This is a genomic window from Hymenobacter roseosalivarius DSM 11622 (assembly GCF_900176135.1).
Taxonomy (GTDB): Bacteria; Bacteroidota; Bacteroidia; order Cytophagales; family Hymenobacteraceae; genus Hymenobacter; species Hymenobacter roseosalivarius.
Map to the genome: position 1 here is coordinate 1 of NZ_FWWW01000021.1, position 10,994 is coordinate 10,994.

Sequence of the window (10,994 nt, forward strand, 5' to 3'; positions counted from 1 at the left end):
CATTTGAGAATACGTTGGATGTTGGCCAGGGAGCGCCAGGCATTCGCGCGGCAGGTTTTACATTCGTACTCCTTTGACAAGCTGCCGTTGGCATTCAGCCGCGCAATCGTTCGCTCGACCACCCAGCGTTTGGTATGCAAGCAGAAATGGGTCAGCTCTTTGACGACCTGTGTGGGCTTTTCTACCCGAATGGGGTAGGTCTGCGCCCTATTTTCGCAAAAACGGCCCATAAACGGGCCGTCCACCTAGACGAGTTGCACCGCTTGCAACAAGGCGGGGGCCCGGCCCTGGGTGTCCCAGAAGTCCACCCCGACCGCGCCGTCGTGCTGGTCAGCGGCCACCACCGTGCGGGCCAGCAAATTGCCCAGCGTGTCGACCACGGCCAGGCGCTGGCGGCCCTTGACGCTTTTGCCCGCGTCAAAGCCCACGGCCTGGGTGCTGGTGGGCGTGTTTTTCACGCTTTGGGTGTCCACGATGACGGCGCTGGGGCAAGAACTTTTTTTTCGCGCTCGCGGCAATCCACGACCAAACAGGCATTTATCCGTTCCCAGGTACCATCGGCCTCGGTTAAAAGTTTGGTCCAGAAGTTAAGCGAGTTGCTTCCAACCGGGGCAGCTATACGCTAAAATCCTGCGTTTAAAGGTTGTCAGGGCTGTTTGTTCCGTCAAACAGATCCTATATTGTACCATTCGCCTAACCGTCTGGTACGGGGCAAATCGAGCAAAAAACAAGTCCGTTTAGCTCAGGTAACTTGTGCAGCAATCAACGTACAAACAACCCTGCCTGCGTGACGGGAAAACGGTACGTTAACTCCGCCGGTGGCCACCAGAACGCGCTGAATGCAGGGTTCCTACCGGGAAAAAGCCCTGTCAGTGCCTATATCCTTGTAAAAAGTAGCTGTTGACAAGCTCGCCCATTAACCGTTGGACCAACCTTTTAACCAGGCCAATACTGTTAAACAAACAGGGTAAAACCTCCGACTCGGGGTTTTACCCTGTTTGTTTAACAATACCCGGCATACGCTTTTAGCATACTATAAATATATTTTTAGACTAACCTAAAAAATTCACGTACTTTTGTTCGGCTTGTCATCAGTGCAGGGGCGTTCCCTGGTTTTTCGCGGCAAGCTGCGACCCCTATGTTTGGTAAATTCCTGCTTGTTTTTCTACTCATTTGTCCATTTGCACTGCGGGCCCAAAGCCTGCGCGGGCAGGTGCTGGACGCGGCTGGCCGGCCGGTGCCCTTCGCCAGCGTGGCGGTGCCCGTGCTAAGCCAAGGCGCTACGGCCGACGAGAATGGCCGCTTTACGCTGCCCGACCTGCCCGCGGGCCCCCACAAGCTGCGAGTGAGTGCCGTGGGCTACGCGACCACTACGCCTGCGGTAACACTGCCGACCGATAAGCTCCTGACCATCCGGCTAGCTGCCGAAGGCAAGAACTTGGGGGAAGTTGTGGTGACGGGGGTGAGCCGGAGCACCGAAATTCGCCGCTCGCCGGTACCCATTGCCGCCATTACGGGCAAGGAAATCCGCCTCAATGCCAATTCCAACGCCATTGATGCCGCCGTGCGGGGCATTCCGGGCCTCAGCGCCGTCACGTCCGGGCCCAACATCAGCAAACCGTTTATCCGGGGGCTGGGCTACAACCGCGTGCTGACCATGTTCAACGGGATGCGCCAGGAGGGGCAGCAATGGGGTGATGAGCACGGCATTGAGGTAGACGGCTACGGGGTGGACCGCATTGAGGTGGTGAAAGGCCCCGCCAGCCTGCTCTACGGCTCCGATGCCGTGGCCGGGGTGGTGAACCTGATTCCGGCCCTGCCCAGCGGCCCTGACGGGCAGCTGCACGGCGAGGCCCTGGCCGAATACCAGGGCGTGAACGGGATGATTGGCAACTCCCTGGCCTTCAACTACCAGAAAAATGGGTTTCAGACCAGTGTGCGCGGCACCCACCGCCTGGCCCGCGACTACCAAAACCCCGTGGACGGGCGCGTGTACAACACCGGCTTCGAGGAAACCCAGTTCACCGGCATGGTGGGCTTGAAAAAGGACTGGGGCGGCGTACACCTCTGGCTGACCAGCTACAACAACCGCCAGGAAATTCCCGACGGCAGCCGCGACTCGCTCAGCCGCCGATTCACCCGGCAGGTGTTCGAGGGCAGTAACGACGACATCAAGAACCGCCCGCTGGTGAGCGACGAGGAGCTGAAAAGCTACACCATTGCCGACCTGCGCCAGCGCATCCGCCACTACCGGGCCTTTGCCACCAGCGAGGTACGGCTGGGCACCGGCGAGCTGCACCTGCTGCTGGGCGTGCAACAAAACCACCGCCAGGAGTTCAACCACCCCACCGCCGTGGACCAGCCGGGCCTGGACCTGCAGCTCACGACCGTGAACTACCAGGCCCGCTACCTGCTGGCGGCCGTGCGCGGCTACGAGCTGACGGTGGGGGCCAACGGCATGAGCCAGGACAACCAGCACCTGAACGCCACCGACTTTGCCATCCCACCCTTCCGGCTGTTCGACCTGGGCGGTTTCGGGGTGCTGAAAAAGACGTTTGGGGCCCTGGAGCTGACCGGTGGCCTGCGCTACGACGGGCGCCAGGTGAAGTGGGACGACTTTTACGTAGCCCCCAACCCCGGGACGGGCTTCACTGCCGGGGCCGGGCCGACCACGCCCGGCGCTGATTTACAGTACCCCAGCTTCCGCCGCACCTACACCGGGCTGTCGGCCAGCCTGGGCGGCTCCTACGCCGTGGGGCCGCACCTGGTGCTGCGGGCCAACGTGGCGCGGGGCTACCGCGCCCCCAACGTTCCCGAAATCGGCTCCAACGGCCTCGACCCCGGCGCGCACATCATCTACCTGGGCAACCGCGACTTCAACCCCGAGTTCAACGTGCAGCAAGACCTGGGCATCCTCTACAAGTCGCCCGACGTGGAGGGCAGCGTGGAAGTTTTCTACAACCACGTCGAAAACTTTATTTACCAGGCCAGGCAGTACGATGCCCAGGGCCAGCCCCTGCGCGACGCGGTGGGCAACTCGACCTACCAATTCCAGCAGGCGGCCGCCAACCTGTACGGCGGCGAAGTGGCGCTTAACATCCACCCCACTGCCCTGCCCTGGGCCAGCCTCCGCACCGGCGCGGCGCTGGTCATCGGCCTCAACGAAAACGCCGCCCTGCGCGAGCGCGTGGGCGATGCCGGCCGCTACCTGCCGCTGATTCCGGCCCCCAGTGCCCGCACCGAACTGCGGCTGACGGCCCCCGAACGCGCCGGCAGCCGCCTCACCAACACCTACTTCCGCTTCACGGCGGACGCTACCGCCACCCAAAACCGCTTCTACGCCGTGGACGGCGCCGAAGCCCGTACGCCCGGCTACGTGCTGTGCGGCACCGGCGTGGGCACCAGCTTCCGCACCAAAACCGGCCGCGAGGCCGTGCAGCTGGTGTTGCAGGCCGACAACCTGTTCGACGTGGCCTACCAGGCCCACCTCAACCGCCTGAAATACTTTGAGTACTACACCGCGTCGCCCACCGGCCGGCTGGGTATTTTCAGTCCCGGCCGCAACCTGAGCGCCAAGGTGGTGGTGCCATTTTAGGCGGCGCACTACCCCTCTTTCAACTTTATACAACGAACTTACTGCCTGAACATGAGCTACACGGAAAGTCAACTTTGCCTGGGCCAGGCCGACGCCGCCCTCTCCCACGGCCAGTACCAGCAGGCCGCCGGCCGCTACGCGGCCGTGGTGACGGGCCTGGGGCCGGCCGACCAGCTCGGCCGGCCCCTCACGCCGCAGGCCGCCCAGCTGGTGCGCCACTACGCCGCCGCCAGTCGCGGCCAGAGCACTGCACTAACCCGCCTGGACGAAACGGAGGCCGCCGAAAGCGCGCTGCTCACCGCCCTCACCCGCCTGCGCGGCCACATCAGCAACCTGGGCACGCCGGCCGCCGAGCGGGCCCCGCTGCTGAGCGAGTACAAGCAATGCTTTTACGCCCTGGCCGACCTGTACTTTGCCGAGGGCCAGCTGGATAAGCTGTCGGCCTACTCGCGCCGCCACGCGCCGGAGCTGGCCCGCTGGGCCAACGACCTGCACCTGCTGCGGGCCGCTCAGAACGGCAACTGATTTTTCCCATTCATTTTTCCCCCTCCTTTTTCTCATGAACACTCCCAACGACCAGGCCGAGCAGCACATCGGCGAAACCAAGGGCTTGCCCAACCACGCCCATGACCTCGTGCACGACCTCGGCAGCCGCCTCGACGCCCTGTGGCGCTACGACCAATACATTGCCAACGCCGACCAGGCGGGCGTGCCGGACAGCAAGCAGTTCTGGCAAGAGCTCAAAACCCAGGAAACGAAGAACATAGACCGCCTGAAGGAGCTGATTCGGCAGCGCGTGAAAGACGGCAGCTTCTAGTCGTTTTCCCCGATTTATTCCGTAGCTGATTGGCCCGGCGGCAACTTGGTGCCGCCGGGCCTCTAGGCGTTCATTCGTTGCCGGCGCAGGACTCGCCCATGCAGCAGGCACCTTTGCCGGTTTTGGCAAACGGGTCATCGGAGCCGATTCAGCTGGGGCTCTCATCCTATTTTTAAGTCCCTCCTCTGCTGTTTTACAAAATATACGGAGGCGCGCACGGGAACACCAACTTCTGAATGAGCGGCCCGTGCCACAGCCCGGCAATTGCACCCCGGGAACCTTTGCCGTCCCCCACAAGTAAAGGCAGCACCTGCCTTCGGGAATCCCATTACCTTTGCCCTGATGCGCCTGCTGTCTCTGTTTTTCGCCTTTTACTTCGCCTGCCTGTCGACCATGACGTGCACGGACGAGGTAGCGGGGTGCCAGGTTCAGACGCAAACCACGGTGGCCGCCAGCTCGCATAGCGACTGCGGCAGCGACGTGCTGGGCGACTGGTGCTCGCCGCTGTGCCAGTGCCACTGCTGCGGCGGGGTCGTCATCTCGCCGGCCCACCCGGTGCCGGCGGAGTACCCCCGCCCGGTGGAGTGGGCCAGTGCGGCCACACACGGCCGGCTGATTGTGGCCGCTCCCAACCGGGTAGCCGGGGCCGTGTGGCAGCCGCCGCAGGCCTAACCTTCCTCTCTCTTTCCTGCTGACCCCACCGGGCCGCCGGGCGCTATTATATGCGTTCCGGCCGCCCCGTTCGTGCATTTTGCACGGGCCGGGTCATGTTGCCGCCACCCCGCCCACCGGGCCAGGGCCGCCACGCCGCAGGTTTTCACGGAAGCGTTAGACCTAACCCCCCAGCAACGGATGTTCGACCGGCTGATTCATTTTTCCATTCACAACAAGCTCATCATCGGGCTCCTTACCCTGGCCCTGGTGGCCTGGGGCGGCTACTCGCTGAAGCATTTACCCATTGACGCGGTGCCCGACATTACCACCAACCAGGTGGTGGTGTACACGGTAGCGCCCTCGCTGGCCGCCAGCGACATCGAGCGCCTGGTCTCGTTTCCGGTGGAGCAAAGCGTGGCCACCATCCCCGACCTGGAGGAAGTGCGCTCTTTTTCTCGCTTCGGGCTGTCGGTGGTCACCATCGTCTTTAAGGACAACGTGGACATCTACTGGGGCCGCCAGCAGATTGCCGAGCGCCTGCAGGAAGCGCAGGACCAGATTCCCCCCGGAGTCGGGCGGCCCACGCTGGGCCCGGTGAGCACCGGCCTGGGCGAGATTTACCAGTACGTGCTGCGCCCCGCGCCCGGCTACGAGAAGAAACACGACGTCCGCGAGCTGCGCACCCTGCAGGACTGGCTGGTGCGCCGGCAGCTGCTGGGCACGCCCGGCGTGGCCGACGTCAGTTCTTTCGGTGGCCTGCTCAAGCAGTACGAAGTGGCCCTCGACCCCTCCCACCTTCGCTCCCTGGGCGTGACCGTGGACGAGGTGTACCAAGCCGTTTCGCGTAACAACCAGAACACGGGCGGGGCCTATCTGGACGTCAACCCCCAATCCTACTTCATCCGCACCGAAGGCCTGGCCGCCACGCCCGCCGACCTGGGCAACATCGTGGTGCGCAAAACCGACAGCGGCCTGCCCGTGCTGGTGCGCGACGTAGCCCAGGTGCGCCTGGGCTCGGCGGTGCGCTACGGGGCCATGACCCGCAACGGGCAGGGCGAAGTGGTGGGCGGCGTGGTGCTGATGCTCAAGGGCGCCAACGCCAACGAGGTGATTCAGGCCGTGAAAATGCGCATGGCGACGGTGCAAAAGTCCCTGCCCAAGGGGGTCATCGTGGACGTGTACCTGGACCGCTCGGAACTGGTGGGCCGAGCCATCGGCACCGTGACTAAGAACCTGGCCGAGGGGGCCCTGATTGTCATTCTGGTGCTGGTCCTGTTTCTGGGCAACTGGCGGGCGGGCCTGGTGGTGGCCTCGGTCATTCCGCTGGCCATGCTGTTTGCCATCAGCCTGATGCGCGTGTTCGGGGTATCGGGCAACCTGCTTTCGCTGGGGGCCATCGACTTCGGGCTGGTCGTGGACGGGGCCGTCATTATCGTGGAAGCCATTGTGCACCGCCTGCACGGCGGCACGCTGGCGGCCACGGCCCGGCTCAACCAGGAGCAGATGAACGAGGAAACCTACCAGGCCGCCGCCAAAATCCGCTCCTCGGCCGCCTTCGGCGAAATCATTATCCTCATCGTGTACCTGCCCCTGCTGGCCCTGGTGGGCACCGAGGGCAAGATGTTTCGGCCCATGGCGCAGACGGTGGCCTTTGCCATTCTGGGGGCTTTCATCCTGAGTCTGACCTACGTGCCGATGATGTCGGCGCTGGCCCTCAGCCGCAACACGCAGCATAACAAGAACTTCTCGGACCGCATGATGGCCTTTTTCACCCGCCTCTACGAGCCCGTGTTGCTGTGGGCGCTGCGGGCGAAAGCGCTGGTGCTGGGTACGGCAGTGGTCCTGCTCGTGGGGGCCGGGCTGCTGTTTCGCACGCTGGGCGGCGAGTTTATCCCGACTCTCTCCGAAGGGGACTTCGCGGTCGAAATGCGCACGCTGGTGGGCAGCTCGCTGGGCTACACGGCCGACAAAACCCAGCAGGCCGAGCGCATTCTGCTCAAGCAATTTCCGGAGGTGAAGGAGGTAGTGGGCAAGGTCGGCTCGGCGGAAATCCCGACCGACCCCATGCCGGTGGATGCGGCTGACTTGATGGTGGTGCTGGAAAAGGATAAGGACAAATGGACCTCGGCCGAGACGCAAGAAGAATTGGCCGCGAAAATGACGGAAGCCGTGGGCGTGATTCCGGGCGTCACCTTCAGCTTTCAGCAGCCCATTCAGATGCGCTTTAACGAACTGAGCACCGGAGCCAAGCAGGACGTGGTGATGAAAATCTACGGCGAAGACCTGCAGCAGCTCAGCCGCTACGCCCGGCAGGCCGCGGCGCTGGCCCGCAAAGTACCCGGCGCAGTGGATATCTACGCCGAGGAAGTGACCGGCCTGCCCCAGATTGTGGTGACGCTGGACCGCAACCGCCTCGCCCAGTTCGGGCTCAACGTGGAGGACGTGAACCGCACCGTGCAAACGGCCTTCGCCGGCCAGACCGCTGGGCAGGTGTTCGAGCAGGAACGCCGCTTCGACGTGGTACTGCGCCTACGCGCCGACCTGCGCCAGGACATCAACTCGGTGAAGCAGCTCTTCATTGCCACGTCCGGCGGTGCCCAGGTGCCGCTGGAACAGGTAGCCACCGTGGCCCTGGTGGACGGACCGAACCAGATTCAGCGCGACGACGCCAAGCGCCGCATCACCATGGCCTTCAACGTGCGCGGCCGCGACGTGGAAAGCGTGGTGCAGGACCTGCAAACCCGGGTGGACCGGGACCTGAAGCTCGCCCCCGGCTACTACGCCACCTACGGCGGGCAGTTTGAGAACCTGCGCCAGGCCACGGACCGGCTCCTGGTAGCGGTACCGGTGGCGCTGGGGCTGATTTTCGTGCTGCTTTTTTTCACCTTCCGCTCGCTCAAGCAGTCGGTGCTGATTTTCACGGCCATTCCGCTCTCCGCCATCGGCGGGGTGCTGGCGCTGTGGCTGCGCGGGATGCCGTTCAGCATCTCGGCCGGGGTGGGCTTCATTGCCCTCTTTGGGGTGGCCGTGCTCAACGGCATCGTGCTCATCGGCTACTTCAACCAGCTCAAGGCCGAGGGCGTCACCGACCTGGTGGAGCGCATCCGGCGCGGGGCCGAAGTACGGCTGCGGCCGGTACTGATGACGGCCACGGTGGCCTCGCTGGGCTTTCTGCCCATGGCCCTGAGCACGTCGGCGGGCTCGGAAGTGCAGCGGCCGCTGGCCACCGTGGTGATTGGTGGGCTGCTCACGGCCACGCTGCTCACGCTGCTGGTACTGCCCGTGCTCTACGCATTAGCGGAGCGAAATGCCCCGAACCCGGAAGCTCCGGAGGAGGAACCAAAGGAAAACAACTCCCGCGCCCTGCACAAAACGCTGGGTAGTCTGGTGCTGCTGCTCGGCCTGTTGCCCCTGACCAGCCAGGCCCAGCAGGCCCCGCTTTCGGCTGCGCAGGCCGTCACGCAAGCCCTGCAAACCAACGGTACCGTGACGGCGGCCCGGGGCGCGCTCGAAGCCCAGCAGGCCGTGCGCCGAGGGGCCGTGGATGTACTGGGGCGCACCACCATTCAAGGTACTTACGGCCAGACCAACTCCTACCGCAAGGACAACCAAATCAGCATAACCCAGCCCCTGAGCCTGCCCGGCGTGTACCGCAGCCAGGCCCGCCTGGCCGATGCGCAGGTCACTACCCGCGAGCTGGAGCTAATGCAGGTGCAGGCCGAGCTGCGCCGGCAGGTACGCCTGAGCTACGAGCAGGCCGTGCACGCCCGCCACCGCCTGCGGGTACTGCGCGGCCAGGACAGCATCTACTCCGAGTTTCTGCGGGCCGCCAACCTACGCTTTAAAACCGGCGAAGTGGCCCGCTTAGAACCCGCCACCGCCTTGGTGCAGCAGGGTGAAACCCAGGCGCAGCTGCGGCAGGCCCGTACCGACTACGCCGTGGCCCAGCGCCAATTGCAGGCCCTGCTGCAAGTGCCGGCGGCTGTCGCGGTGGCCGACAGCCTGTTGCAGCCGTTGGTATCGGCCGTGGCCGTGGGGCTCGTCGATTCCGCCACGGCGGCTCTGAAGGACACGGTGCTTCGTCTCTCCAACCCGCAGGCACTGGTGCTCCAACAGCAGGTACGCGAACGGCAGGCCACGACCCGCGCCGAGCAGGCCCAGGGCTTGCCCAACTTCACGCTCGGCTACTTCAACCAAAGCCTGATTGGCCCGCAGACCGTGGGCGGTGTGGGCGGGCCGGAGCGCTACTACGGGGGCGGCGACCGGTTCCAGGGCGTGACGGCCGGCGTGGCGTTGCCACTGGTGCGTGGCCCGCAGAAAGCCCGGGTGGAAGCCGCCCGCCTCCAGGAGAAAGTGGCCCAAGCCCAGGCCCGGCGCTACCAGGCCGAGCTGGCCGCCCGCGTTGATGAGCTGCAGGCCCGCCGCCAGGAGCTGGCCGAGCGGGTGCAGTTCTACGAGCAGACCGGCCTGCCCCAGGCCGCCGTCATCGTGCGCCTGAGCACCCGCGCCTTCAAAGCCGGCGAGATGGGCTACTCCGAGTACCTGCTCAACCTGGACCGGGCGCTGCGCCTGCGCACCGCCCACCTCGATGCCCTGCTGGCCCACAATCAAACCATCATCGAACTCGACTACCTGCTCGGCACCCCCGCGCAGTAGTGTTTTCCTCTTCTGACTTAGCCGATGCGTACTCCCTTTATGTTTCTCCTGCTGCTGGGCCTCGCCCTGGCCGGGTGTGACTCCAAAACCAAAGAAGCTGCTTCCACCGACCTGGAAGGAACGGCCGGCGAAGCCCCTGGCGGGGCCGCCGAAGCCGACCCGGAAGTCGTAACCCTCTCGCCCGCGGAACAGCAGGCCGGCGGACTGAAAACCGGCCCGCTAACCACGCGTCCCATGGGCACGGGCCTGTCCGTCACGGGCACCCTGGACGTGCCGCCGGAAAGCTCCGTGGCTATTACCGCGCCGCTGGGCGGCTTCGTGGAAAACACGGCGCTGCTGCAAGGCACCCGGGTCAGCAAGGGCCAGACCCTGGCCGTCATCCGCAACCCCGAGTTTGTGCAGCTCCAACAGGACTACCTCGAAACCCGCGCCCGCCTGGAATACGCCCGTACCGAGCTGGCCCGCCAGAAAGAGCTGTACGAGCAGGAAGTAGCGCCCCAGAAAAACTACCAGCGCGCCCAAGCCGACTACAACGCCCTGCGCGTGCAAACCAACGCCCAGACGGCCCGGCTGCGGCTGGCGGGCCTGCCCGTGGGCGGGCGCATCGTGAGCACGGCCACGCTGCGCGCTCCGCGGGCCGGCTTCGTGAAAACGGTGAACGTGACCGTGGGCCAGAGCGTGACGGCCACGGAAACCCTGTTTGAAATCGTGGACCCCGAGCACCTGCACGTCGAGCTGACCGTGTTTGAAAAGGACGTCAGCAAGCTGCAGAAGGGCCAGCTCATCCGCTTCACGCTGCCCAGCAACTCGGCCAGCAGCAGCCTGGAGCGCACGGCCCGCGTCTACCTCATTGCCCAGGCCATCGGAGCCGACCGCACGGTGCGCGTCCACGGCCACCTGGATAAGGAGAATGACCGCGCCCTGCTGCCCGGCCTCTACGTGCGGGCCACCATCGAGACCGGCCGTGCCGACGTGACGGCCCTGCCCAACGCAGCGCTGGTCCGCTTCGAGGGCCAGAGCTACGGTTTCGTAGCCGAAGCAGCGGGCCGCTACCGCATGGTGGCGCTGCCCACCGGCCGCAGCGAAGACGGTTTCACCGAAGTCACGCTGCCCGCCGACTTGCCGGCCACGACCACCTTCGTGACCGAAGGCGCCTACTCGCTGCTGGCGAAGATGAAGAACGCCGAGGAAGAGGAATAATCCCTGCCATGCTCGAACTACTCACCGAAGCCCTCATGCTGAGCCTACTGCACGCCGCGATTCCCACCCAGG

At 64.8% G+C, this 10,994-nt stretch carries 7 protein-coding genes and 1 pseudogene; 6 read left to right on the forward strand and 2 right to left on the reverse strand.

All coding sequences use genetic code 11. The features are described from left to right. Both B9A24_RS22530 and B9A24_RS00880 read right to left on the reverse strand, forming a co-directional pair. Positions 1 to 245: pseudogene (locus B9A24_RS22530) on the reverse strand (hypothetical protein); the annotation flags it as partial. Continuing rightward, positions 246 to 518, reverse strand: coding sequence for a transposase (locus B9A24_RS00880; RefSeq protein ID WP_394334628.1), 273 nt, complete (start codon positions 516 to 518; stop codon positions 246 to 248). 620 nt (positions 519 to 1,138) lie between these two features. Between B9A24_RS00880 and B9A24_RS00885 the strand changes: the two genes are divergently transcribed. From B9A24_RS00885 to B9A24_RS00910, 6 genes are all read left to right on the forward strand, one after another. Beyond that, positions 1,139 to 3,595 carry a TonB-dependent receptor gene (locus tag B9A24_RS00885; protein WP_084443251.1) on the forward strand — a complete coding sequence of 819 codons (2,457 nt, stop codon included), beginning with the start codon at positions 1,139 to 1,141 and terminating at the stop codon, positions 3,593 to 3,595. A gap of 51 nt (positions 3,596 to 3,646) precedes the next feature. Beyond that, on the forward strand, positions 3,647 to 4,120 hold the full coding sequence (locus B9A24_RS00890; RefSeq protein WP_084443252.1) for a hypothetical protein: 474 nt from the start codon (positions 3,647 to 3,649) through the stop codon (positions 4,118 to 4,120). Between the two features lie 34 nt (positions 4,121 to 4,154). After that, entirely contained in the window at positions 4,155 to 4,412 is a 258-nt protein-coding gene (locus B9A24_RS00895) for a hypothetical protein (protein ID WP_084443253.1), read from the forward strand. A gap of 342 nt (positions 4,413 to 4,754) precedes the next feature. Then, a complete protein-coding gene (locus B9A24_RS00900) occupies positions 4,755 to 5,084 on the forward strand; it encodes a DUF6660 family protein (protein ID WP_084443254.1) in 330 nt (109 codons plus the stop codon). Between the two features lie 180 nt (positions 5,085 to 5,264). Further along, the gene (locus tag B9A24_RS00905) at positions 5,265 to 9,722 is read left to right on the forward strand and encodes a CusA/CzcA family heavy metal efflux RND transporter (RefSeq protein ID WP_084443255.1); all 4,458 of its coding nucleotides are present in this window, start codon (positions 5,265 to 5,267) and stop codon (positions 9,720 to 9,722) included. A 24-nt stretch (positions 9,723 to 9,746) separates the two neighbouring features. Next, on the forward strand, positions 9,747 to 10,922 hold the full coding sequence (locus B9A24_RS00910) for an efflux RND transporter periplasmic adaptor subunit (RefSeq protein ID WP_084443256.1): 1,176 nt from the start codon (positions 9,747 to 9,749) through the stop codon (positions 10,920 to 10,922). Positions 10,923 to 10,994: the final 72 nt, after the last annotated feature.

Coding starts and splice junctions, on each gene's coding strand:
- B9A24_RS00885 (WP_084443251.1), top strand. CDS start 1,139: ATGTTTGGTAAATTCCTGCTTGTTTTTCTACTCATTTGTCCATTTGCA.
- B9A24_RS00890 (WP_084443252.1), top strand. CDS start 3,647: ATGAGCTACACGGAAAGTCAACTTTGCCTGGGCCAGGCCGACGCCGCC.
- B9A24_RS00895 (WP_084443253.1), top strand. CDS start 4,155: ATGAACACTCCCAACGACCAGGCCGAGCAGCACATCGGCGAAACCAAG.
- B9A24_RS00900 (WP_084443254.1), top strand. CDS start 4,755: ATGCGCCTGCTGTCTCTGTTTTTCGCCTTTTACTTCGCCTGCCTGTCG.
- B9A24_RS00905 (WP_084443255.1), top strand. CDS start 5,265: ATGTTCGACCGGCTGATTCATTTTTCCATTCACAACAAGCTCATCATC.
- B9A24_RS00910 (WP_084443256.1), top strand. CDS start 9,747: ATGCGTACTCCCTTTATGTTTCTCCTGCTGCTGGGCCTCGCCCTGGCC.